23 protein-coding genes are annotated in these 24,125 nt (G+C 66.1%); 9 read left to right on the forward strand and 14 right to left on the reverse strand.

The window, feature by feature from the left end:
• Window positions 1-74: 74 nt before the first annotated feature.
• Window positions 75-2,930: an aconitate hydratase gene (locus MA876_RS01955; protein ID WP_248145566.1), complete on the reverse strand. Its 2,856-nt coding sequence runs from the start codon at window positions 2,928-2,930 to the stop codon at window positions 75-77.
• A gap of 238 nt (window positions 2,931-3,168) precedes the next feature.
• Here MA876_RS01955 and MA876_RS01960 point away from each other — a divergent pair, with 238 nt between their 5' ends.
• Complete coding sequence (locus tag MA876_RS01960; protein WP_275561612.1) at window positions 3,169-3,876, forward strand: GntR family transcriptional regulator; 708 nt, start codon at window positions 3,169-3,171, stop codon at window positions 3,874-3,876.
• Window positions 3,877-3,885: 9 nt separating this feature from the next.
• Here MA876_RS01960 and MA876_RS01965 read toward each other — a convergent pair whose 3' ends face one another.
• The 6 genes from MA876_RS01965 to MA876_RS01990 form a co-directional block, all read right to left on the reverse strand.
• The gene (locus MA876_RS01965; protein WP_248145570.1) at window positions 3,886-4,728 is read right to left on the reverse strand and encodes a sulfurtransferase; all 843 of its coding nucleotides are present in this window, start codon (window positions 4,726-4,728) and stop codon (window positions 3,886-3,888) included.
• On the reverse strand, window positions 4,725-5,642 hold the full coding sequence (gene prpB / locus MA876_RS01970) for a methylisocitrate lyase (protein ID WP_248145572.1): 918 nt from the start codon (window positions 5,640-5,642) through the stop codon (window positions 4,725-4,727). Before prpB ends, MA876_RS01965 begins: the two co-directional genes overlap by 4 nt.
• A gap of 32 nt (window positions 5,643-5,674) precedes the next feature.
• Complete coding sequence (locus MA876_RS01975; protein ID WP_248145579.1) at window positions 5,675-7,093, reverse strand: MmgE/PrpD family protein; 1,419 nt, start codon at window positions 7,091-7,093, stop codon at window positions 5,675-5,677.
• A gap of 45 nt (window positions 7,094-7,138) precedes the next feature.
• The gene (locus MA876_RS01980) at window positions 7,139-8,608 is read right to left on the reverse strand and encodes an aldehyde dehydrogenase (protein WP_248145581.1); all 1,470 of its coding nucleotides are present in this window, start codon (window positions 8,606-8,608) and stop codon (window positions 7,139-7,141) included.
• Window positions 8,605-9,408: an N-acyl homoserine lactonase family protein gene (locus MA876_RS01985; protein WP_248145583.1), complete on the reverse strand. Its 804-nt coding sequence runs from the start codon at window positions 9,406-9,408 to the stop codon at window positions 8,605-8,607. The genes MA876_RS01980 and MA876_RS01985 overlap by 4 nt, the downstream gene beginning before the upstream one ends.
• A gap of 217 nt (window positions 9,409-9,625) precedes the next feature.
• Window positions 9,626-10,516, reverse strand: a complete 891-nt coding sequence (locus MA876_RS01990) for an NAD(P)-dependent oxidoreductase (protein WP_248145585.1) — start codon at window positions 10,514-10,516, stop codon at window positions 9,626-9,628.
• Between the two features lie 396 nt (window positions 10,517-10,912).
• Here MA876_RS01990 and MA876_RS01995 point away from each other — a divergent pair, with 396 nt between their 5' ends.
• A complete protein-coding gene (locus tag MA876_RS01995; protein WP_248145587.1) occupies window positions 10,913-11,986 on the forward strand; it encodes an NAD(P)-dependent alcohol dehydrogenase in 1,074 nt (357 codons plus the stop codon).
• A 155-nt stretch (window positions 11,987-12,141) separates the two neighbouring features.
• Here MA876_RS01995 and MA876_RS18885 read toward each other — a convergent pair whose 3' ends face one another.
• The 7 genes from MA876_RS18885 to MA876_RS02020 form a co-directional block, all read right to left on the reverse strand.
• Window positions 12,142-12,264, reverse strand: coding sequence for a hypothetical protein (locus tag MA876_RS18885; protein WP_275561616.1), 123 nt, complete (start codon window positions 12,262-12,264; stop codon window positions 12,142-12,144).
• Window positions 12,265-12,356: 92 nt separating this feature from the next.
• Window positions 12,357-13,013, reverse strand: a complete 657-nt coding sequence (locus tag MA876_RS19375; RefSeq protein ID WP_372491472.1) for a LacI family DNA-binding transcriptional regulator — start codon at window positions 13,011-13,013, stop codon at window positions 12,357-12,359.
• Window positions 12,910-14,037: a Gfo/Idh/MocA family protein gene (locus MA876_RS02000; protein ID WP_248145589.1), complete on the reverse strand. Its 1,128-nt coding sequence runs from the start codon at window positions 14,035-14,037 to the stop codon at window positions 12,910-12,912. The genes MA876_RS19375 and MA876_RS02000 overlap by 104 nt, the downstream gene beginning before the upstream one ends.
• A complete protein-coding gene (locus tag MA876_RS02005) occupies window positions 14,034-14,861 on the reverse strand; it encodes a sugar phosphate isomerase/epimerase family protein (RefSeq protein ID WP_248145591.1) in 828 nt (275 codons plus the stop codon). Before MA876_RS02005 ends, MA876_RS02000 begins: the two co-directional genes overlap by 4 nt.
• Before the next feature lie 26 nt (window positions 14,862-14,887).
• Window positions 14,888-15,259: a tautomerase family protein gene (locus MA876_RS02010; protein WP_248145593.1), complete on the reverse strand. Its 372-nt coding sequence runs from the start codon at window positions 15,257-15,259 to the stop codon at window positions 14,888-14,890.
• Window positions 15,260-15,307: 48 nt separating this feature from the next.
• Complete coding sequence (locus MA876_RS02015) at window positions 15,308-16,303, reverse strand: aldo/keto reductase (protein ID WP_248145595.1); 996 nt, start codon at window positions 16,301-16,303, stop codon at window positions 15,308-15,310.
• A gap of 26 nt (window positions 16,304-16,329) precedes the next feature.
• Entirely contained in the window at window positions 16,330-17,568 is a 1,239-nt protein-coding gene (locus MA876_RS02020) for an ROK family transcriptional regulator (RefSeq protein ID WP_248145597.1), read from the reverse strand.
• A gap of 161 nt (window positions 17,569-17,729) precedes the next feature.
• Between MA876_RS02020 and MA876_RS02025 the strand changes: the two genes are divergently transcribed.
• From MA876_RS02025 to MA876_RS02055, 7 genes are read left to right on the forward strand one after another with little or no spacing between them, the layout of a single operon-like run.
• Window positions 17,730-19,064: an ABC transporter substrate-binding protein gene (locus tag MA876_RS02025; RefSeq protein WP_248145599.1), complete on the forward strand. Its 1,335-nt coding sequence runs from the start codon at window positions 17,730-17,732 to the stop codon at window positions 19,062-19,064.
• A 30-nt stretch (window positions 19,065-19,094) separates the two neighbouring features.
• Window positions 19,095-20,087 carry a carbohydrate ABC transporter permease gene (locus tag MA876_RS02030; protein WP_248145601.1) on the forward strand — a complete coding sequence of 331 codons (993 nt, stop codon included), beginning with the start codon at window positions 19,095-19,097 and terminating at the stop codon, window positions 20,085-20,087.
• Window positions 20,087-20,875 carry a carbohydrate ABC transporter permease gene (locus tag MA876_RS02035; RefSeq protein WP_248145603.1) on the forward strand — a complete coding sequence of 263 codons (789 nt, stop codon included), beginning with the start codon at window positions 20,087-20,089 and terminating at the stop codon, window positions 20,873-20,875. Before MA876_RS02030 ends, MA876_RS02035 begins: the two co-directional genes overlap by 1 nt.
• 34 nt (window positions 20,876-20,909) lie before the next feature.
• Window positions 20,910-21,806 (forward strand): TolB family protein, encoded by an 897-nt coding sequence (locus MA876_RS02040; RefSeq protein WP_248145605.1) that lies wholly within the window; start codon window positions 20,910-20,912, stop codon window positions 21,804-21,806.
• Window positions 21,803-22,807, forward strand: coding sequence for a Gfo/Idh/MocA family protein (locus MA876_RS02045; RefSeq protein WP_248145606.1), 1,005 nt, complete (start codon window positions 21,803-21,805; stop codon window positions 22,805-22,807). The genes MA876_RS02040 and MA876_RS02045 overlap by 4 nt, the downstream gene beginning before the upstream one ends.
• A complete protein-coding gene (locus tag MA876_RS02050) occupies window positions 22,804-23,640 on the forward strand; it encodes a 3-keto-disaccharide hydrolase (protein WP_248145607.1) in 837 nt (278 codons plus the stop codon). Before MA876_RS02045 ends, MA876_RS02050 begins: the two co-directional genes overlap by 4 nt.
• Complete coding sequence (locus tag MA876_RS02055) at window positions 23,640-24,122, forward strand: heme-binding protein (RefSeq protein ID WP_248145608.1); 483 nt, start codon at window positions 23,640-23,642, stop codon at window positions 24,120-24,122. The genes MA876_RS02050 and MA876_RS02055 overlap by 1 nt, the downstream gene beginning before the upstream one ends.
• The last annotated feature ends 3 nt before the right edge of the window (window positions 24,123-24,125 follow it).

Consider the following 24,125-nt stretch of genomic DNA (forward strand, 5'->3'; position numbering starts at 1 on the left):
GGAAGGCATCGCTGGTGTTCGGGAGAGCATGTTTCTTGGATTGTTCGAATGCTAATGACGGCGGGATGACCTCGTCAAGACTTTGTCGACATGTTGGCGACTTCGGGTGAGAAGTCCGACTGCGCGCCCTTGATAAGAGTGCGCAGGACGTAAGGGAGGATTCCGCCGTTGCGGAAGTAGGCGGCTTCGCCCGGGGTGTCGACGCGCACGACGGCGTCGAAATCCACCGTCGTCGCGTCCTCGCGGGCGGCGCTGACCCGGACGGTGCGCGGCGTCCGCCCGCTGTCGAATTCCGAGATGCCCGAGATCGAGAACGTCTCGGTCCCATCGAGACCGAGCGTGGCCGCGGTGACACCGGGAGGGTACTGGAGGGGCAGCACGCCCATGCCGATGAGGTTCGATCGATGGATGCGCTCGAAGCTCTCGGCGATGACGGCCTTCACCCCGAGCAGGCGGGTGCCCTTCGCCGCCCAGTCACGGGACGACCCTGTGCCGTACTCGGCTCCCCCCAGCACGACGAGCGGAACCCCCGCCCGACCGTAGGCGACCGCCGCGTCGTAGATCGTCTCCTGCTCCCCCGTTAGGAAGTTCCTCGTGAAGCCGCCCTCTATGCCGTCCAAGAGTTGATTGCGCAAGCGGATGTTCGCGAACGTGCCGCGGATCATGACCTCATGGTTGCCGCGTCGGGCGCCGTACGAATTGAAATCGCGGCGCTCCACACCCCTCTCGATCAGGTATCTGCCCGCTGGGCTGTCGACCTTGATCGACCCTGCCGGCGAGATGTGGTCGGTCGTGACCGAGTCGCCGAGCATCGCGAGCACGCGCGCCGCGCGGATGTCCTGCACCGGCTCGGGTTCCGGTCGCATGCCGGCGAAGTAGGGAGGCTGGCGGACGTACGTGGACCGGGGGTCCCACGCGAACGTGTCGCCGCTGGGCGTCGGGAGAGAACGCCACCGGTCGTCTCCGACGAAGACGTCGGCATAGTCCTCCTCGAAGAGGTCCTGGCTGACCGAGCTGGCGATCACGGCGTCGATCTCTGCGGGGCTCGGCCAGATGTCACGCAGGTAGACCGCCTCGCCGTCATCCCCCACCCCGAGCGGATCGCTCTCGAAGTCGAAGTCCATCCGGCCCGCAATCCCGTATGCGATGACGAGGGGCGGCGATGCGATGTAGTTCATCTTCACGTCGGGGTTGATCCGACCCTCGAAGTTGCGGTTGCCCGACAGCACCGCCGCCACGGCGAGGTCCTCCTCGGCGATCGCCGCCGAGACGGGCGCGGGCAGGGGACCCGAATTGCCGCTGCACGTCGTGCAGCCGTAGCCCACCAGGTAGTAGCCGAGCTTCTCGAGGTATGGCCACATGCCCGCCTTGTCGTAGTAGTTCGAGACCACCTGAGAGCCCGGCGCCATCGACGTCTTGACCCAGGGCTTGGTGGAGAGCCCTCGCTCGACGGCATTCTTCGCCAGGAGCGCGGCACCGAGCATGACCGACGGGTTGGACGTGTTGGTGCAGGAGGTGATTGCGGAGATGACGACCGACCCGTGGTCGAGTTCGACCCGCGCTCCGTCGTCCAACGTCACCGAGACCGGTCTGCTCGGTCGGTCGGGTACCGACGGCACCTCACGCCGGTCGGGCGCCCGGCGAGCCTCGGGCTCTTCGTCGGGGGGAAGGGGATCGGATGCCGGCAACGTTTCGCTCAGGTCGCGATCGAGCGAGGTCTCCTCGACGTCGTGACCCTCGACGACGTAGTTCCTGACGTCCGAGCGCCAGCGATCCTTGGCCTCCGACAGCGGGATCCGATCCTGAGGGCGCTTCGGGCCGGCGATCGACGGCACGATCGTCGAGAGGTCGAGCTCGACGTATTCGGAGTAGCGCGCCTCGAACGACGGATCGTGCCACAGACCCTGCTCCCTCGCGTACGCCTCGACGAGGGCGACCTGCTCGGGTGGGCGTCCCGTCAGTCGCAGATAGTCCAGCGTGATCTCGTCGATGGGGAAGATGGCCACGGTCGAGCCGAACTCGGGGCTCATGTTGCCGATCGTGGCCCGGTTCGCCAGTGGGACCGCCCCGACGCCCTCACCGTAGAACTCCACGAACTTGCCCACGACCCCGTGCTCGCGCAACGTCTGGGTGATGGTGAGCACGACGTCGGTGGCGGTCGTGCCGTCGGGGATCGCTCCGCGCAGCTTGAACCCCACGACTCGTGGAATGAGCATGCTGATGGGCTGCCCGAGCATCGCGGCTTCCGCCTCGATGCCCCCGATGCCCCAGCCGAGCACCCCCATCCCGTTCACCATGGGCGTGTGCGAGTCGGTCCCGACGCACGTGTCGGGGAACGCCTCGATGATCCCGTCGCGCTCGGTCACCATGACCGTGCGCGCGAGGTACTCGAGGTTCACCTGGTGCACGATCCCGGTGCCGGGGGGGACGACCTTGAGGTCGGCGAATGCCGTCTGCGCCCAACGGAGGAAGAGATACCGCTCCGAGTTCTGCTCGTACTCGACGTCGATATTGCGTGCGAGGGCGCCTCGCGTGCCGAACGCCTCGACCACGGCCGAGTGGTCGATCACGAGTTCGACCGGCGTCAGGGGATTGATGAGGCTGGGGTCGCCGCCCCACTCGCGCATGACATCTCTCATGAGCACGAGGTCCATGACGGCGGGGATCCCCGACAGGTCCTGCGTCAGGACGCGTGCCGGGGTGAAGAGCACCTCCGTGTCAGGCTCCGCGTCGTGGCGCCACTGCCCGAGCGAGCGGATGTGATCGGCGGTGACGTTGATCCCATCCTCCGTGCGCAGCGCGTTCTCGAGCAGGACCTTGAGCGAATAGGGAAGCGTCGATGCGCCGTCGACGGCGTCGATCCGGTGGATGCGGTACGTACGACCGTCCACCGACAGCTCACCCCTCGCCCCGAAAGTGTCCAACGTCATCGTCTCTCCTCCTGGCTCCGGGCCGTGCGACGACGCGTCGATCCGGAGCCTGGGGTGATGCTATGCACCGACGACGGTGCGCGTCAAGATTTTGTCGACATGTTGGCGAAACGCCTATCGCGACTTTGCCGACAAAACGACTAAACTGACCGCGATACGATGCGACCACTACCGAACGAATCGGCAAAGGAGCCCGGACGCTCCTCGGGTTGTGGCGTCATCGACGTCGGGAGGCGACATGGCGGGCGTGCGACTGGCCGGTGAACGTGTGTCTTTGAAAGACCTCGCCTACCGATCACTTCGGTCGGCGGTCGTGGATCTTCAGCTTGCGCCTGGCGAGACCGTGACGGAGGAGGGACTCGCGTCCGGACTCGGCGTGAGCCGATCGATCCTGCGTGAGACGATGCAGCAGCTGCACACTGACGGGCTGCTCGTCCGCCTCCCCAACGGTCGACTTCGCGTGAGTCCGACGAGTGTCGAGGAGGTGCACAATCTCTACATCGTTCGATCAGCCCTCGCTCGCGTCGCCGTCGAGGAGGCCGTGACCCGGCTCACAGACGACGATCTCGAGCTCCTCCGCGACGCCTTGGACCAGTTCCGGACGGATTCGGGTATCGACGACACGAGCACCCTCGTTCGCTCGGGTACACGGTTTCACGACCTGATCTTCGAGATCGCCGGCAACCCCGTGACGATCGCCGTGATGAACGTCATCCAGCCCCGGCTCGACCGCTATCGCCACATCAGCGTCGAATCGATCGAGGGTCGCCCCGGCCGATCGCTCGGTGAGCTCGAACGGGTGTTCGCGGCTTTCGAGGCCGGAGACGCCGCCGCCGCCGTCGAGGCGATGTCGGCGCACATCGCCGAGTCCGAGCTCGCAGTCGTCGCCGCGCTGACGACGAGCGAGCCGGACGCCGAGACATCCACCGACGACTCGGTGGAGTAGCCGGCGCCGCTATCCCGCCTCCTGGGACGGACTCCTTTCGACCGCGCGCCCGGGGGAGTTCGACCACGCGCTCCACGAGCCGGGGAAGAGGGATGCATCGATCCGCAGCTCCGACAGCACGAGGACTACTTGCGCGGCCGTCAGACCGGACCCGCAGTACACCCCGACGGGTTGGTCGCCGATTATCCCTACCTCCGCGAACAGGGTACGCAGAGCGGCGTGATCCTTCACCCTGCCTTCTTCGTCGAGGAGGGTGGTGCTCGGCACGCTGATCGCCCCAGGGATGTGACCGGCGATCGGGTCGATCGGCTCGACCTCGCCCCGATAGCGCTCGGAAGCACGTGCGTCGATGAGAACGCCGATGCTGGGCAGAGCGGCCGCCTGATCCATCGTGAGCACTCCGGCATCCTCGCTCTCGAGTTCCACCGTTCCGGGCGCGATCACCACCTCGCCAGACTCCAGTCGACCCCCGGCGCGCCTCCAGGCCGCCAGCCCTCCGTCGAGCACTCGGACGTCCACGCCCGCGCGGCTGAGCAGCCACCAAGCGCGCGCCGCCCCGAGGCCGGTGCCCGCGTCGTAGGCGACTACGGCTTCGTCGCCCCGGAGTCCCCAGCGTCTGGCCGAAGCCTGCAAGTCCTCCTGTGAAGGAAGGGGATGCCGGCCTTCGTCCGGCTCGCCGGGGCGAGACAGTTCGTTCTCGAGGTCGACCCACACCGCTCCCGGGATGTGCCCGGACAGATAAGCGGAGCGGCCATTCGTCTCCGCGAGGCTCCAGCGGACGTCCAACAGCCGCACGGGGTTTCGCGCAGCCATCAGGTCAGCGAGTTGAGCAGCGGAGATCAGGCGGCTCACGAGGCCTCGGAATGTTCGCGCCGCACGTGAAAGTCGAACACGTTCTGGTCGAAGCGACTGTAGCCCTGGTAGTCGATGAGGTCGTAGAGGTCGGCGCGGTGCTGCATCTCGTCCAGTTTCGACGTCAGGTGCCCGTCCTCGACGAGCGTGTCGAGGGCACGGGATGCCGCGCCCATCCCGATGCGCAGGAGCGACACGGGCCACACGACGATGTTCACGCCGACATCGCGGAGCTGGTCGACGGAGAAGAGCTCCGACTTGCCGAACTCGGTCACGTTCGCGAGCATCGGCACATCGACCGCGGCGCGCATCGCCGCGAACTCCTCGAGTGACCGCATCGCCTCGGGGAAGAGCGCGTCTGCGCCGGCATCGACGAGGGCCTTCGCGCGATCGATCGCCGCGTCGAGTCCGTCCACGGCGCGGATGTCGGTCCGCGCCATGATGAGGAAGTTCGGGTCGCGCCGCCCGTCCACCGCGGCGCGGACGCGCTTGACAGCCGTATCGGCATCGACGACAGACTTGCCGTCGAGGTGGCCGCACCGCTTGGGGTTGACCTGATCCTCGATGTGCATGCCCGACAGCCCCGCGTCCTCGAACGTCTGGACCGTCCGGGCGACGTTCATGGGCTCGCCGAAACCCGTGTCGGCGTCGATGATCGTAGGCAGGTCGGTCATCCTCGTGATCTGCTGCCCTCGTGCAGCGACCTCGGTGAGAGTGGTCAGCCCGATGTCGGGAAGCCCAAGATCAGCCGATATCACAGCGCCCGAGATGTACACGCCGTCGAACCCCTTGCTCTCGATGAGGCGTGCTCCAAGGGGGCTCGGCGCCCCTGGGAATCGCAGGAGATCACCGGAGGCGAGTCGCTCGCGCAAGATGCGACGTTTCTCGGCGGCCAGGACGTTTGAGTAGAGCATCGAGCAGTCCTCTCTCGGCGCGTGTCGACCGGCTAGGCCTGAACCCGCGCAGCTCGGATCGGATCCAACATCGCGGAAAGGTCGTCGAGCTTCTCGATGTCGGCGATCGCCGCCTTCACCTCGGCTGCAGCCTCGTCGCCGATGGCGCGCCCGGCGAGGATGTCGTACTTCGCCTCGATGTCGCCCTCGGCGGGCGGGTTCTCGGCGGTGCCGCGGCGGTGCCAGATCTCGCGACGATGACGGGCGCCGTCGCGCGTCGTCACCTCGACGACGGCCGCATGCCGGGCAGCGCGGCCGCGACGCACGATCTCGTCGTCGGTGCGTGCGCTGATCCTTCCGATGAACTCGATGATCCGAGGATCGTTCAGCAGCTCCTCGCGATACTGATCGATGAACGCGTCGCCTTCGAGTGCGACGGCCGCGAGGCCGTAGAACAGGTTCATCTGCGCGGCGGTCACACCCTGGGCGGCATACTCCCACGCGCAGTGGACCATCGTGAGCTCGCCGAGCCCCACGTCCACGTGCGCGATGTCGGCCTCCGTCAGCCTCTCGTCCCGCATGATCGACCTCAGCCCGTCGAGCGAGGTCTGGATGCTCGCGACCGTCGCATACGGCTTGTAGTAGTTGTTCTCGGTCTCCCACGTCTCACCGAGCCCGCGGAGCAGATCGTCAGGTGTGGGGGCACCGCTGATCGCCGACAGGAATCCTCCGAATCCGGCTTCGACGACGTTCTGGATGCCGGTGAACCCGCGCTCCGCAAGGAGGGCGCCGTAGACGCCGGACTGCGCCGCGCGTCCGGAGTGGAGGCGTTTGACCATCGCCCCCTCCTGCGCCGCCATGAGGCCTGCCGCCTGCGTGCCGGCCACGCCGATCGCATCGAGCATGCCGCGCGCATCGAGTCCGATGATCCGGCCGGCCGTGGCCGCCGCCGCGAACGGCCCGACGACTCCCTGCGGGTGGAAGCCGCGGAAGAAGAGGGCAGGGAATCCCGCCATGCCGACTCGGCAACCGACTTCGTAGCCCGCGACGGCCGCGGTCACGAGATCCTTGCCCGAGACGGCGTCCCTGGACTCGGCGACGGCGAGCGCCGTCGGCCAGATCATCGAACCCGGATGGAAGCCGGCATCGCGATGCGTCTCGTCGAGCTCGAAGGCGTGCCCAGCCATCGCATTCGCGAGGGCGGCGAGGGCGGGCGAGGTGCGCTCCGCCGAGCCGAACACCGTCGACACGCCTCGCGCGCCCTCGGCCTCGACCATGTCCTGCACCAGCCGCGACCACGGCAGTGTGGAGCCGAACAGAGCCACCCCGACGTTGTCGAGCATCAGGAGCTTCGCGAAGCGGACGGTGCGGTCGGGAATGTCGTCGAACGTCAGCCCCGCAGCGAATTCGGCGAGGATCGCCGTGCCGTTCTCGGGCGAATCCTCATGAACCACGACACCTTGACCACTCATAGGAGACCTCTTCTCACTGGATGGGTATAGAACGCGCTGAGGCGTTCAGATCTTGACTTGGAACGGATCGCGCTCGAGGTCGGAGTAATCGAGCATCACGTTCTTGACGTACGTGTACTCCTCGATCGCGTCCTCACCGCGTTCACGTCCGTAGCCGCTGCGCTTGACACCGCCGAACGGGGCCTGCGCTGCGTTGCTGCGGTAGGTATTCACCCAGACGACGCCGGCATCGAGCGAGTCGATGAGGCGGTGGGCGCGCGAGATGTTCTGCGTCCACACACCCGCGACCAGGCCGAACTCGGTCGCGTTGGCGATCCTGATCGCGTCGGCCTCATCCGTGAAGGGGAGGATCGACAGCACCGGCCCGAAGATCTCCTCCTGAGCGATGCGCATGTCCTCGGTCACGTGGCCGAACACCGTGGGCTCGATGAACAGGCCCCGATTGAGCTCCCCGCCGCTCGCGGGCCCGCCGCCTGCCACGACCGTCGCGCCCTGCTCGCGGCCGACCTCCATGAGCGCGAGGATGCGGTCGTACTGCGGCCGGTTGGCGATCGGACCCATCTCGGTCGCCGGGTTCTTCGGATCGCCGACCTTGATCCTGCCGGCGAGCTCTCCGAGCGCGGTGAGGACCTGGTCGTAGACGCCCTGCTGCACGAGCAGACGCGAACCGGCCACGCACGTCTGGCCCGCGGCCGCGAAGATGCCCGCCACCGCCCCGGGGATCGCCTTGTCGAGATTCGCGTCGTCGAAGATGATGTTGGGCGACTTGCCGCCAAGCTCGAGCGTGACCGGGATCGTGCGGATCGCGGCGTTGGCGGCGATGCGCGAACCCGTGCCCGAGCCGCCCGTGAAGCTGATGATGTCGATGCCGGGATGACGCGTGAGGTAGTCGCCGACCGCGCCGTCGCCGTTCACCACGTTGATGACCCCCGGCGGGAAGCCCACGTCGAGTGCGAGCTTGGCGAAGTCGCACGTCGTGTACGACCCGTGCTCGGACGGCTTGACGACCACCGTGTTGCCCGCCGCGAGTGCAGCGGGAAGCTTGTTGGCGAGTGCCGCGATCGGCGAGTTCCAGGGCGTGATGAGAGCCGCGACGCCGTAGGGCTCGCGGACCGTGTAGTCGAACATGCCCGGCTTGTCGAGGGGGATCGTCCGGCCGTAGATCTTGTCGGCGCAGCCCGCGAAGAAGCGCAGGTTGCGGGCCGTGAAGTGCATCTGGGTCGTCGTCTCGCGGATGATCTTGCCGTTGTCGGTGGTCTCCAGGTCGGCGAGGCGCGCGGCATCCTTCTCCACCGCGTCGGCCAGCGCATTCATGAGGCGTGCGCGCTCGACGCCCGGCGTCTTGCGCCACGTCGACACGAAGCACTCCCGCGCCGCGGCCACGGCAGCGTCCACGTCGGCCGTCGTCGCCTGGGCGACGGTCGCCCACGTCTCGCCGGTGAAGGGGTTGACCGCGTCGAAATGCACGTCGGAGTCGACGAGATCCGCTCCGATCACCATGCGGGCCACGTTCATGCGTTCTCCTTCTTCTTCGTCAGGTCGAAGCAGTCCTTCGCGACTTCCTCGTATCTGCGGAGCACGGCCGGATCGTGACCGGGCACCAGGTCATAGCCGGGGCGCGCGTCGAGCTCACGCAGCCCGTCGTAGGAGTGCAGCATCTTCTCCATGTCGGTGAACGCGACGAACGGGCGGTTGAGCAGTCCCTCGTCGTAGTAGTGCATCGTGTCGGAGGCGAGGACGACAGTTCCGTCGGGGTGGTCGATCTCGGTCACGAGTGATCCCGGTGTGTGGCCCGGGAAGCACGTCACCCGCACACCCGTCGTGCCGATCTCGGCGCTGTCGTCGACGAGCACGAGCCGGCCCTCCTCCTTCAGAGCCTCCACCTGCCGGACCTCACGGTCCTCGACGGTCCACGAGAACGCGGTGTTGTCGCGGAACGGCCCCGTCCAGTACTCGAATTCGGCGCGCCCCATGTAGAAGGTCGCATTCGGGAAGAGGTGGATGTTGCCGACGTGGTCGAAGTGCATGTGACTGAGGATGACGTGCTGCACCTCCTCGGGCTCCACACCCATCCGCTGAAGGAGCGTGGTCGGCGGCGTTTCGATCCAGCGGTTGCGGATCGGGCCGAGGTGCTCGGCGAATCCGCAGTCGACGACCACCGACTCCCCGCCGGCTCTGATGAGCCAGAAGAAGTAGTCCATGCCGATCGTCGAGTCGGGTTCGTGGTACAGATCGTGGCGGTAGTACGCCTCGCCCGCAGTGGCTTCGGGCCGCGATGCGTAGTGCAGCGCGAAGACCGACGTGTCGTCTGACATCTTTGTCTCCTCTTGCGCTCCCGGTGCTGTCGGGACCGCGTGGCGGTGTCGATCAGCGGAGGACTCGATTGGCCGTCTCCGGGGTCGATCCCGATGCTAGTGAGGGCGTCGCGCGTTCGTCAATACTTTGTCGACATGTTGGCGAAACCCGTGGACGGCCCCGCACGCACGCGCCCGTCGCCGCTCGGGAGGGGCGTGCGCGGGCGACGGACCGCGCTCAGTCCAGCTCGGATCCGTTCTGCCCCCACTGCTCGTACATCCGCAGGATCGCGACGATGTCCTTGCCCGCCTGACCTTCTACACGGGCCATCGCGTAGAGGTCCCGCGCCAGCGATGCCGTCGGAACCGGCATCTGCCGCGACCGCGCGAGCTGCTGCGCGAGCGCCAGATCCTTCTCGCCGAGCTCGATCGAAAAGCCGGGTTCGAAATCGCCGGCCAGCGCCTTGGGGAACCGCTTCGTGAAGTGGCTGGACGTCCCCCCGCTCTGAGAGAGGATGCCGTAGAGCACATGCGGATCGACGCCCGCCGTGACGCCGAGCGCGAATGCCTCCGCGGCGACGAGCACGTTGCCCATGCCCATCATGTTGTTGACGATCTTCGTGATCTTGCCCGAGCCGAGGTCGCCGGTCCTGCGCGTCGTGCCGACGAGCGCCAGGGTGTCGGCGATGCTCTCCACCACCTCGTCGTCGCCACCCACGAGCAGGGTCAGCGTGCCCGCGCGCGCCTCGCCCGGTCCGCCGCTGACGGGGGAATCGACGACCCCGATTCCTCGCTCGCTCGCGGCCGCTCCCAGTGCGCGCATCGTGTCGGGGTCGATCGTGCTCAACTCCACCAGTACCGCGCCGGGATCCGCGAAGGCGATGATGCCGTCCGTGCCCAGCCAGACGCGGCGCACGATGTCGGAGTTGGGCAGGCTCGTGAAGACGACCGACGCACCGCGGACCGCGTCCTCGAGCGTCGACGTGGCAGTCACGCCCTCGGCGGCGACCCTCGCGCGGGCCGCGGGATCGAGGTCGAAGCCCCGGACCTCCACATCGGCGGCCTCGCTCAGGCGGATCGCGGCCGACCCTCCCATGAGACCGAGTCCCACCACTGCAATGTGCGACATCTCGTCACCCTTCGTCGTCGTCTGGCGCGCGATCGATCGGCTCCGTCGCGCTCACCTCACCCTGCCGCTTCCGGCGCCGGTCCGCGATGCGATCCTCGGGCTCGGGCCGCCTCGTCCATCACGTTCGCTTCCTCGCTGCGCGTCATCGCGGTCAGGATCGTCTCCCACTCTCGGCGAGGGTCGTCGGGCTCTGCGGGTACACAGGAGGCTACTGAGGTCGCCTACCGAGGTCAAGGCTTTGTCGACAAGTCGGCGACCTGCGGGTAGCCTGCAGTAGCGGTGCGACGACGCGCCGCGACTCGGCGGACAGGTGCGCCGAGCACGGACAGGAAGAGGCTGCATGAACGAGCATTCGACGGCGAGTGCCTGCGTGACCGCCGAAGGGGTGCGGATCCGATGACGACGACGGTGCATGCACGGGTGACCGCAGGGCCGAACGAGCCGTTCACGCCCACGCGCATCGAGCGACGCGACCCCGGGGCCCACGATGTCGCGATCTCGATCCACTACACCGGCGTGTGTCATTCGGATGTCTCGCATGCCCGCAGCGAATGGGGCCACAACCCCTTCCCACTCGTGCCCGGTCACGAGATCGCCGGCATCGTCACCGCCGTGGGCTCGGCGGTGACGAGGTTCGAGGTGGGTGCGCGCGTCGGAGTCGGATGTCTCGTCGACTCGTGCCGCGAGTGCCGCAACTGCCTTCTCGGGCACGAGGAGCAATGCATCCCCGGCAACACCAAGACCTACGGTTCGACCGATCGCGACGGTACTCCGACCTACGGCGGGTACAGCGAGGCCATCGTGGTGAACGAGGACTTCGTGCTCGCCCTGCCCGATGGCATCCCCCTCGAGAACGCCGCGCCGCTGCTGTGCGCCGGCGTCACCGTGTTCGCTCCCCTCAAGCGATGGGGGGCAGGTCACGGCAAGCGGGTGGGCATCGTCGGCCTCGGCGGACTCGGCCATCTCGCGGTCCGCCTCGCGAGCGCGATGGGAGCCGAGGTCACCGTGTTCGACCTCGCCGCCAACAAGGAGTCCGACGCGCGCGCGCTCGGCGCGCAGGACTTCTTCACCGTCTCCGATCCACAGGTGTTCCGCGACCTCGCGCAGACTCTGGATCTGATCATCTCGACGGTGCCAGCGAACGTCGACCTCGATGCCTACCTCGGCCTGCTTCTGCTCGACGGCGTCTATGTGAGCATCGGCGTCCCGAGCCGACCGCTCACGCTCGACGCGTTCTCCGTCATCGTCAACCGCCGAGCCGTCGCGGGCTCCCGCATCGGCAGCATCGCCGAGACGCAGGAGCTCCTGGACTTCTGCGGCGTGCACGGCATCGGAGCCGAGATCGAGCTGATCGACGCCGACCAGATCGACGTCGCCTTCGATCGCCTGGTGAAGGGCGACGTGCGCTTCCGCTTCGTGCTCGACACAGCGACATTGGCACCCGTCGAGCCCGTGCCGGCGATGAGGTAGTCCTCCTTGCGCGGTACTCACACTGCAGGGCTCGCTCCGTCGGCCTGCACGCGGTTCGCCGCTCCTGCGGGCGGCTAGTCGCTGTCAGCGGACGGCCTAGATGTACCCGGTCAGGACCTTGGTCGCAGGCGGCTGGCGACGGTCGCGATGAGCCGTCACACGGTGGAGAATCCGCCGTCGATGAGGTAGTCGCTCCTCGTGATCATGGCTACGTCGTCCGTTGTGAGGAAGGCGATGAGCGCGGCGATCTGCTCCGGCTGCGCGATGGCGCGCATCATTTCCAACTAGGCACTCGTCGTCTCGAAGCAGTACTCAAACGACTCGCGTGCGTCGGAGGCGAACACGCGCCGCCACTGGTCAGTCAGTGCCCTCACCCAGTTCGCACTGCGAGTTGGTCGGGGAGGATGGCCCTGACGGCGCGCGTGACAGCGGCTGCGTCGAAGTCTGGGTAAACGATCGCCAAAGGGATGCCGCGTCGGCGCATCTCACGGCGTGCGGGTTGCGTGACAGGCCCGACGGAAAGCGCGGCATCCGCTCCCACGCGACGGAGGTTCTCTTCTGTCGCGTGGGGGAGCCAGAGAACGAACCCACCAACCTGCCCGATGGTCGCGGTGATCTGCTGCAGCACCACGAAGACTCTGTCTGGTGTCCGTGCCATCAGACGGGTGTCCGGAAGGATGCACACTGTGCTCGACGAGCCGGTGCGGAGAGCGAGTGCCCGTGGATCCGGTCCTCGGTAGCCCAACTCTTCGGCCGCAGCGAGCACTCGAAGTTTGGTCGTCTCCAGGACCGATGGTCGGTCGTTCAGGGCAGCGGAAGCTGTTGACGCAGCCACTCCCGCGCGAAGAGCCACATCCGCCAGTCGAACGCGGCGGCCGACCTCGCCCGCGGGATGGAGCTCCTTTGATGTCATTGCAAGGCCCTCACGGCAACGTGCGCGCAAACGGGTCGAAGTCAACCGGCACGGCTGGAATCGGCGCGACTGTGCTTTCGACGTCGATAAAGCTGCCCGACTGCGCAGACTCATCAGCGGCGATCATGGTCTCAAGTACGTGACGGCCCAGCTCGCCGGATGCGAGGTGTGGGCGCTCTTCGGCGATTGCTCGCACCATCTCGAGCAGACCGAGCCCACGTCCAACCACCACGCCCTCTTCCGGAATCTCGATCCAGGGCTGATCGAAAGCTTCTCCGTCGCGGAAGGTGAGCAGCGGCTTGACGACAGCAGTGCGACCCGAGAAGCGGTTGGGGTCTGGGACGATGATGGACCCCTCGGTGCCGTGCACCTCGATTACTCCGTGACGCTCGAGCGCGGAATCGAAGCTGAACGTGCTCTGCGCCTGGCGACCCGACTCGAAGATCGTGATCGCCTGGAGCGTCGTCGGGACCTCGACAGGGAAGAACGACCCCGCGTTCGGTCCCGTACGGATCTCCCGCTCGGTCCGTGCTCTCATTCCGGCCGCGCCGACGCGGGCGATGGGACCAAGCAGGCTCACGAGGGCGCTGAAGTAGTAGGGCCCCATATCGAAGAGGGGGCCCGCACCGCGCGAGAAGAGGAACTGCGGGCCCGGATGCCACACATCAGGCCCCTGCGTCTGGAATGTGGTCTGGGCGAAAAGTGGTTCGCCGATACGACCCGACTGAATGGCACGCTTCGCCGTTTGCAAGCCGGGCCCGAGCACAGTGTCGGGAGCCGACCCGATCCGCAGACCTCGCTCTGCCGCGCGCGCGAGGAGCTCGTCGACGCCGTCCAGCTCGAGGCCGATCGGCTTCTCCGTCCAGACGTGCTTCCCCGCCTCGATCGCCTGCGTCGACACCTCGACGTGGGCGGCGGGAATCGTGAGATTGACGACGACCTGGACGTCATCCGATGCCATGACATCGGCCGCGGTACCCGACCGGGGCACTCCATGCTTCTCTGCTTGCGCGCGTGCCCGCTCGGGATTGAGATCGCCGACTACCTTGACCTCGACATCCGGGAAGCTTCCGAGGTTCGCCAGGTAGGTGTCGCTGATCACACCGCTCCCGACGATGCCGACGCCGACGGCGCTCATCGGGCGTACCCGCCTTCGCGGAGGAACGCGAGACTTGCGGCGATGTCCTCGAAGACGTCGCCCGGTGCGTTGTCGTACTCGATGACCGCATAGCGGATCGACTCGGAGCCGGCCGCGAGCGCCGCGACGAGCGGGACGTCCCCGTCACCGGCGTGACGCTGATCCAGCGAGTCCGATGAGAATGCGGGCGCCTCCGGTGCGAACGGGTTGCTCGATGGAACGACGCCGTCCTTCACGTGCACGGCGATCAGTCGCTCGCCGAGCTTCGAGACCAGCGCCGGGACGTCCTGCCCTCCCGCGAGCGCCCAGAAGAGGTCGAGTTCGATCTTCACTCGCTCGTCGGTCAGCGCGATGAATCGGTCGTACGCGGTCTCGCCGTCGAACGATGCGACGAACTCCTGCGAGTGGTTGTGATACCCGACCTGGAGTCCGAAGGTTGCAGCGACATCGGCCGCGCGGTTCAGGCGATCCGCGATGTCTGCCACGCCGTCAGCCGTCACCCACCGCTCCACCGGGACGTACGGGTCGATGACCACCTGCATTCCGATGGTCGCCGCCGCCTCGAAGACCACTTCGGGTGCCGGCGTCGGGATGGATCCATCCGGCGTCCACAGTTCGTCTGAGAGCAGCGGGGCGTGCCCTGTCGGCGACGAGAGTCCTGCGGCTCCCAGCGCATCACGGATGAGTTCGGGACGCCGGACGAAGTCAAAAGCCTCGACGTTCGCAAGCCCGATCTCGGCAAGACGTTGCAGCGACGCATGAGGATCGGCGGTGAAATCAGCTGCCAGGGTGTAGAGCTGGACGGATGCGACGGGAAGGGACATCGGTGTGCTTTCGTTTGGATGGTCGGTCAAGCCACGCCGGCGAAGCCCGGCGAGTACCAGTCGCCTGCGGGAACTTCGATGACGTGGAGGAGAAGGTTGTCGCGTGGGATGCCGATCTTCTCGATCTCATCGGCGATCGCGACGAGGGCTTCGTGCTTTTTCGCGGTTGACGCGTAGCCGATGCTCGCGAGGATCTCGATGAAGATGATGTCTTCGCGGTTGGGCTCCGGGTAGGCGGTGCCGAAGACGAGTTCGCCCTTCTCGTGCAGTCGGAAGATGTGGAACAGATCGGTCGCGGGCATGTCGAAGCCCTTGACCATTCCGGCGAGCAGCGCCTCGCTCAGTTGGGGCAGGCGATCGCGATAGGTGCTGTGCAGATCTACACGGGCGTGGGGCATGGGTCGTACTCCTTTTGTGATAGGTGGTGGTTCAACGCACGTAGGCGTCTAGTTCTGCGCGTCGACCCAGTGCTTGGGCGCGGGCCGAAGCGCCTCGACGCGGTTCCAGAAGTCATCCGGAATCGGACGCGACACAGCATCCAGCGTCCACTCGACGCGCTCGGGACGGCTCATGCCGACGAGCGTGCAGTCGACGAGCGGTTCCCGCAGCGAAGCCTGGATCGCGGCGGCGCCAAGCTCGATGCCGTACTCGTCGCAGAGATCCGCCATCGCGGAGATGGAGGCAAGGAGGACAGGCGACGCGGGTCGATACGCGTAGGTGTCGCGTCCGGCGCGCGGCGCGGCGAGAATGCCACCACCGAACACGGCGGCGTTGAAGACCGCCATCCCCCGGCGCTTTGCATCCGCGGCAACAGTCTCAGCACTTCGATCCACGAGGGTGAGGCGATTGTGAACGAGAAGCGCGTCGAAGACCCCGAGATCGACGTAGCGCTGCATGGTAGGCGCGTGTCCGCCCGCGACCCCGATGGATCCGATGCGCCCCTCCGCTTTGAGTGCGACGAGTGTATCGACGGCGCCGCCGGGCGCTGTGATCTCTTCGAACTCGAAGAACTCAGGGTCGTGGAGATGCACGAGAGGAAGGAAGTCCATGCCGAGTCGCTCGGCGCTCTCGTCGACGGACTCTCGAACCCGGGTGCCCGAATAATCGCGTCCGCGTGCATCCACCTTCGTCACGATCAGCGTGGACGTTCCGCCATCCGAGCGGCGAAGGGCCGCGCCAATCCGTCGTTCGCTCTCGCCGTCGTTGTAGCCATTGGACGTGTCGATCACAGCGATCGGGCTCCGAAGCACCGCCTCGACGAGATCCACTGCGCGGTCCCTCGGAACCTCGTAGCCGAGCACCTCGGGCATGCTCGAAAGGGGGGCACCGCCGAGTCCGAGCGCAGTCACCGTCAGACCCGTCGCACCCGCCGGCCTCAACCACCGCATACCGCCCGGCGCGAAGTCGGCGGCAGGGGTAATCGTGGCGTCTTCGAAGGTCATGATTCTCCAGGGTGTATTTGGCCGGTTCAGCCGGCTGATGCGATGTCGATAGGTGCCTGAGATCCCGCACGATCTCGGCGAGTGGCACCCAGTCGCTGATGGATCACAAGCGATGCGGCGCCCACTGCGGCCGCGTCGCGACCAGACTCTGAGACACGAACGTCGATCAAGTGCACGTTCCTGGCGAAGGCCCGCTCGGCGAGCGCCACTCGCACGGTGTCGGCGACCAGACCGCCGATGTGATCCAGCGCGGGTCCGGTCAGGACGACTCTCTCCAGGTCGAGGATGTTCGTGATCGAAACCAGCGCTACAGCGAGCATCTGCGCCGCTTCGACGACGAGGGCCCGTGCACCCTCGTCGTCACCCGCAGCAGCGATGGCGATCCGCTCGAAGTTGGACCACATGGCGTCTCGTTCGCCACTCAGGTCGAGGTGTGCCGCCAGGATGTCATCGCTCATCGCCCGCCGCACGATATTCGCCGGTGACGCGTACAGTTCGAGGCATCCACGGCTTCCGCACGGACATTCCGGGCCGTTCGCGTCGACCACGACGTGGCCGAGTTCACCCACATTCGACGTGGCACCACGGTAGACATCGCCGTCTGTGACGAGCCCGAACCCGATTCCCGCTGCGACGGTCACGACCGCGAGATCCTTGGATGCGGGGGCGCGGCTGATCCAGAACTCGCCAATGGCTCCGCATGTCGAGTCGTTCTCGATCGCAACCCACATGCCCGTCGACGCGGCGAACTCCTGCTGAATCGACACCCAGTCCCATTCAACCCAGTCCTCGGGCTGGGTGCCCGTCAAGTACTTGTTGACCTCCTGACGGCCAGGGACAGCGATCCCGATGCCGAGGAGGGTGTCTCGATCCACGCGGGCGGCCGACAGCAGCGCGGTAATGGTCTCCTGCGCTTCGGCGATCGCCTCGCTGCGCACGTGGTTCACGATTCCGCCGGGTGACTCGCACTGGGCAACGACGCGACCGGCGAGATCGGTCAGCACATACCGGGTGCGGTAGTTGCTGATGTAGATCCCCACCGCGTGGCGGGAAGCGCGATTGAGCTGCAGGAGAGTGGGCCGCTTGCCTCCGGTCGAGGTGCCTCGACCGGTCTCGGCGACCACGCCGTCCGCGATCAGAAGTTTGACGATTCGGGAGATGGATGCCTCAGTCAGGCCGGACTGCTCGGCCAGTTCGACACGGCTGATGATGCCGGCGGACCGAATCAAGTCCAGCACTGCACCGCTGTTGTCGCGCACCGCCATCGGTGCCACCTCCTCGTGTTCGTGTCCACAACGACTTAGTTACGTACTGTATCTAAGTTTTGATTTCTGTGCTAGCTTTCCGAAACAACGTCAACCGACGGCACATCTCAGAGGTGAGAAAGAGAGAGACAATGTTGTTTCAGCGTTCGAGCAACGGCTCGATGAAGCGACTGGCAGCGATCACTGCGATCGTCGGCGCAGCCGCACTGACACTGACCGCATGTGGGTCCTCCGGTGGAGCTCAGACGGGTTCTGCTGACGAAGGATCGATCACATGGTGGGGATGGACTCCTGACACGAGCGTTGCGGATGCGTACATCGCCGCGTTCAATGAGGAGTACCCCGACATCGAGGTCACGTACCGCAACTTCGAGAACGGCGACTACAAGGCAGCGCTACGCGCCGGCCTCCAGTCGAACTCGGGTCCCGATGTGTTCGACATCGCGCTTGGCGGCGATGTCGCGGACTTCGGTACGTTCGGGGACTTCGGCCTCGACCTGCGTCCCGCGCTCGAGGAGCAGCTCGGCGACGACTGGGAAGACAGCTTCAACTTTCCGCCCGATGGCCTGACTCGCGAAGACGGCTCCGTCGCCGGCCTGCCGATGGGTGGCGTCGCGGCGGGCATGATCTGGATCAACCAGACCATGTTCGACGAACTCGGAGCCAAGGTCCCGACGAACTACGACGAGTGGGTGGCCGCGTGCGACGTCTTCGCCGCAGCCGGCAAGGATTGCCTTGCGATGGGGGTGATCCCCGGTCGCAGCTTTGCCATGGAGACCTGGCGCTCCATCGTGAGCACCATCGAGCCCGGCCTCTGGTACTCCGCCCTCGAGGGCGAAGCGTCGTGGGATGACCCCGCATTCGAAGAGGGTCTGGAGGTCCTCGCGCAGATGAAGGAGGACGGCATCATCCGCGACGACGTCACCGGACTCGCCCAGTACCCGGACGCGAACAATGCCTTCCTCTCGGGTCAGGCCGCCATGGTCCAGATGGGCACTTGGTACGCCCAGTACTCCCGCGAGCAGAGTGCGATCGCTTCGATGGAAGCGGCCGGGGTGAGCAGCCCGACGCCGTTCGTTCAGGTGCCGATCCCGTTCCCCGAGGTCGGCGGCAACCCCGGCACGATCTTCGGCGAGTTGGACTACGGACTCGCGGTGAACTCGCGATCCGATGCAGTCGCCCCGGCCACCACCTTCGCACTGTGGTTGACCGCGTCTGAGCAGGGTGGACAGATCATCGCGAACGCGATCGACCTGATCCCCGGGCTCAAGGGCGTCGAACCGCAGTGGGATGACCTCGGCCTCGTCGACCCCGAGGTGCAGATCCCCGCGATCCAGAACCTGTGGGCAGAGGCTGCCGCCTCCAGCGAAAGCCGCAACCAGCTCGTCACCCCCGCGCTCGCGCAGGCATTCGACGTCGCCGTCGCATCGGTTCTCGAAGGAAGCACGACTCCCGCGGACGCGATTGCGACCCTCGTAGCCAGCACTCAGGGCTGACGATCCGTTGCATCTGGAAGAAGGACGGAAATGACTGACATACGAGTACGAGGTACTGACGCCTCCGTCCCTCCGACCGGCGCCGGGGCGCGATCAGACGATCGAGCCCCGGCGGGCCGCCGCCGCCGCTCGACGACCCGCACGTTCGGATTCCCTTGGATCCTTCCCGCGCTCGTCGTCTCCAGCGGACTGGTCTACTTCTGCATCGGATACAACAGTTGGGTCTCGCTGCTGGACTGGAACGGCATCAGCCCGATCCAGCGATTCATCGGTCTCGACAACTACCTTCGCGCGCTGTCCGACCCGATCTTCTGGGGCACGCTGCAGCACACGCTGATCTACTTCGTCGTGACCTTCGTCGTGCAGTCCGTGCTCGGCATCGCGCTCGCTGTGCTCCTGCACTCCCGCATCCGCCTAAGCGGTCTGTTCAAGGTCATCATCTTCATCCCGGTCGTGCTGGCGCCCGCCATCATGGCGCCGGTCTTCCGTATCCTGTTCGCCGGCGACGGGCCGATCAACGAATTCCTGCGAGCAGTCGGTCTCGGCTTCATTGCGCAGCCCTGGCTCGCTCAATCGAGCACGGCGCTCGGCGCGCTCATCATCATGCAGATCTGGAACACGACTGGGATCTCATTCATCCTCTACTACGCGGCGATCAGTCAGGTCGAGACCGACGTGATCGAAGCCGCTCGACTGGACGGTGCCGGAAACATCCGCATCGTGTGGAGCATCATCATCCCGTCGATCCGCGGAACGATCGTCGCGCTCGCAATGCTGAGCGCGATCGGCACCCTGAAGCTCTTCGACATCCCGTATCTCGTCACAGCGGGTGGTCCGAACTTCTCGACCGAGTTCCTCGGCACATACATCTACCGCCAGGCGGTTCCGCTCGGAGACGTCGGCTACGCGTCGGCACTGTCGATCATCTTGCTCGTCCTGGCGCTCGGAATGGCCATCCTCCTGAGCCTCCGCAGCAATGAGGAGCGTCAGGCGAAGACGAAGACGAAGAAGGGAATCCGCTGATGCTCGAAGCACGCACCTGGCTAGGTAAGTCCACGATCTATATCGTCATCATTCTGCTCACGGTGCCGTTCCTGATCCCGCTCATCGTCATGGTGCAGGGCTCCTTCGCCGGACAGGGCTGGGGCAACTACGCCGCGGTCCTCTCACTTCCTCTGCTCCCGTCGTTCTTCCTCAACAGCGCGATCATCTCGGCCCTCACGATCGCCATTGCGCTACTGTGCACGATGCTCGCGGCGTTCGGATTCGCGAAGCTGCACATCCGAGGCAAGGAATTCTTCTTCTGGGTGCTTCTCGCGGCCCTTACCCTTCCTGAGATCGTGCTCGTCACACCGCTGTTCGTCACGGCGACTTCCACGAACCTCTACAACACGTACTGGGCGGTCGTCCTGCCGCTCGCGGCTCTACAGATCCCGTTCACGATCCTCATCACGCGGACATTCATGAACGGGATCCCGGACGCGCTCATCGAGGCCGCGCGCATCGATGGCGCCAACACCTGGCGCGCGTTCTGGCACGTGGTCCTCCCCCTGACCCGTCCGATCGCCGCAGCGGTGATCGTGCTGACGCTGATCAGCGCATGGAACTCGTATCTGCTGCCGCTCATCTTCCTGCAGGATGCCGGTTCTCAGGTCGTCACGCAGGTTCCGAGCTTCTTCCAGGGGCAGTACAACGACGACCAGACGAAGGTGCTCGCCTCGGCCGTCATCACGGCGATTCCTTTGATCGTCGCGTACCTCTGCCTGCAGAAGCTCTTCGAGCGGGGTCTCTCCGCCGGCGCACTGAAGTAAGCCCCCTGCCCACTCTCTCTCAGAAGGACATCGCATGGCACGCACACTCGCGCCCGGTCAGCGCTCGCGCGTTCTGACGGTCGACGTCGACAGCGGCGAGACAACCGTCATCCACGAGTCGACCGAGATCCTCTACGAGGCGCCGAACTGGTCACTCGACGGCACGGCTCTGTTCATCAACGGCGACGGGCATCTGTTCCGGCTCGACCTCGACGGCGGGGATCCCGTCCGCATCAACTTCGGCGACCTGCCGGAGCTCAACAACGATCACGTGCTGGACCCCGATGGAGAGCACGTGTTCGTGTCCGCGAACGACTGGCACATCTATCGGGCTCCTCTCGCAGGCGGCGAGCCCGTTCGCATCACCAACGACAACGAGGATGGTCGACTCCATTTCCTACACGGGGTCAGCCCGGACGGCCGGGAGCTGGCGTACATCGGCCTGACCGCGGACGACAACGGTGTCTGGGCACCCCCGAACGTTTTTGTCATCCCGGCGGTCGGCGGCCCCGACGCGCAGCTGACCGATGACGAGTTCCCCGATGACGGCTCGGAGTACTCGCCCGATGGAGAATGGATCTACTTCAACTCGGAACGCGCCCGCACTCGACCCGGTCACGCCCAGCTTTTCCGTATGCGCCGCGATGGTTCCGAGGCGACTCAGCTCACGAGCGACGAGCGTGTGAACTGGTTCCCGCATCCGTCCCCCGACGGTAGTCGTCTCGCGTACGTGAGCTTCCCCCCTGGCACCGAGGGGCATCCCGCAGACAGGGACGTCATCGTGAGGATCTGCAACGCCGACGGCACTGGTGTGCGCGATCTCCGTCGACTGCTCGGCGGCCAGGGCACTATGAATGTGCCCAGTTGGTCGCCGGACGGCGAGCGGATCGCATTCGTCGAGTACCCGATCAACGAGAGCGAGCCGGCGTGATCCGCATCGGAATCCTCGGAGCCGCCGGCATTGCCCCGCAGGCGTTGATCCACCCTGTGCGCCGACGCTCCGACATGGAGGTCATCGCGATCGCGGCGCGCTCCCTCGAGTCCGCGGCAGAGTATGCGCGGGTGCACGGTATCCCGCGCGCGTACGACGGCTACGACGCGCTCCTGGCCGCGGACGATATCGACCTCGTCTACGTGGCTCTGCCGCCGTCGGAGCACATCCGTTGGTCGATCGCGGCGCTCGAGACGGGCAAGGACGTGCTGTGCGAGAAGCCGATTTCGATGGATGCCGCGCAGGCCCGTTCAGCAGCGGCGGTCGCCACGCGAACGGGGCGGCACCTCATCGAGGCCTTCCACGATCACTATCACCCGCTCACCGCAGCGGTGAAGGAAGTTATCGACTCGGGCGCTCTCGGCAAGATCGTGTCCATCGCCGCGTCCTTCACGGCGGACAACCCGTACTCCCCCACGTCCATCAGACACGTTCCTGAGCTGGGCGGCGGGGCCCTCATGGACCTCGGCTGTTACCCCGTGCACTGGCTGAGAGAGCTCGGCGGCGCCGAGCCGATCGTGATGGGCGCGACGTACACCCCGAACGAACTCGGAGCAGACATCACGATCGACGCGCAGTTGCGTTTCGACACCGGCCCTCACGCGGATGCAACCGGCTCACTCCACGCCAGCATGGCGCCCGGCGTCTCGTTTCGTGCTCCCGTCTTCGTGACCGGCGAGCGCGGCACACTGAGCGTGGACAATCTCGTCCTGCCTCACCTCGGCCACAGTGTTCGCACCGTGATCGATGGAGTGACACGTACATGGACCGTCGCAGGACGCGAGACCTATGATCACGAACTCGACGCCGTCGTGAGAGCGCTCGAAACCGGCGAGCCGGCCGACACCGAGGGTGACGACTACGTCGCCACGATGGAGGTCATCGACGCGATCTACGCGGCCGCCAACGTCAAGCGCACCGTCTCGGGTGCCGCAGCATGAGCAACTCCGAGTCGCTCTTCGACGGCCACAGCCTCACGGGATGGTTCGCCGCTCCGCGAATCTACGGAACAGTGCGACCAGATGGTCCCGACGTGCTCGATGTTCTCACGGCGCTGCCGCGCGACTACAACACCGTTGCCGCACGTCACCCAGCCGTATGGACGGTCGAGGACGGCGCGATCGTCGGTCGCCAGCCCGAGGACGCGCCCGGGTGGGGCGGATACCTGGTCAGCGAACGCACCTTCAGCTCCTTCGAACTCGAGCTGGAGATGAAGCCGGACTGGCCCGCGGACACGGGTGTGATGATACGCCGGCAACGCGACACGTGGGAGGGGTTCCAGGTCCTGGTCGATCACCGGCAGTCGGGCTCGATCGGGGGCTTCTACGGCAACGGCATCGGGGGCTTCCACGGCGTCCCGTTCAACATCGCCGCACGTCTTGATGCGGCCGGCAACCCAGTCGGGCTGGTGGAAGACGATCCGGCGACGACCGCCGAACCGATCACCGCGGCCAAGCGCGCGATGCTTACTCGCGCAGCGGACGCCTCGGGGTTCCTCGCCGCCTGGCGGTGGGGCGACTGGAACCACCTGCGTATCCGGTGCGAAGGAACTCCCCCGACGGTGACGACCTGGGTGAACGACGTTCTCATCGCCGAAGTGGACTCCTCTGCCATCGTGTGGCCGGGCTACGACCCGGAATCCGTGTGGTCGCTGCTCGGCGAGCGCGGGCACATCGCGTTCGAGGTGCACGACAACGACCCCGGTATGGGCCATGCGCGATGGGGTCGTGGTGCCGCATGCCGTTGGCGCAACATACGGATCAGGGAGATCTGATGGATGAAGAAGAGCGCGTCCGGACCCTTGAGAAGGTCCGCGGCGAATCGGCATTGCTGTCATTCTCTGCGCTCGACATCACGACGGCACGGAAGGTCGGGGAATCGATCGCTGCGCACTGCGATCGCGAGCTCCTATCCGTCACGATCGCGGTTCACTTCGGCCAGCAGCGGGTGTTCCATTTCGCATTCGAAGGAACGTCCGCCGAGAACGACGTCTGGGTCGAACGCAAACGGAACGCCGTCCTCAAGAGCGGTGTCTCGAGCTTCGAGGTGGCGCTCACGACTCGGTTGGCCGGAGAGAATCCAGCGTGGCTCGAATCCGACCAGTTCGCCGCTGCGAGCGGCGCGGTGCCGCTTCGGAGCGGCGACGCTCTGGTCGGCACTGTAGCGCTCTCGGGCCTGACGGACGCCGAGGAGTCAGATCATGAGGCCGTCATGCGGGGCATTCGCGCGTATCGAGGGTTGGCCGGCATGGCGTGAGCC

The organism is Microbacterium aoyamense (genome assembly GCF_023155855.1).
Lineage (GTDB): Bacteria > Actinomycetota > Actinomycetes > Actinomycetales > Microbacteriaceae > Microbacterium > Microbacterium aoyamense.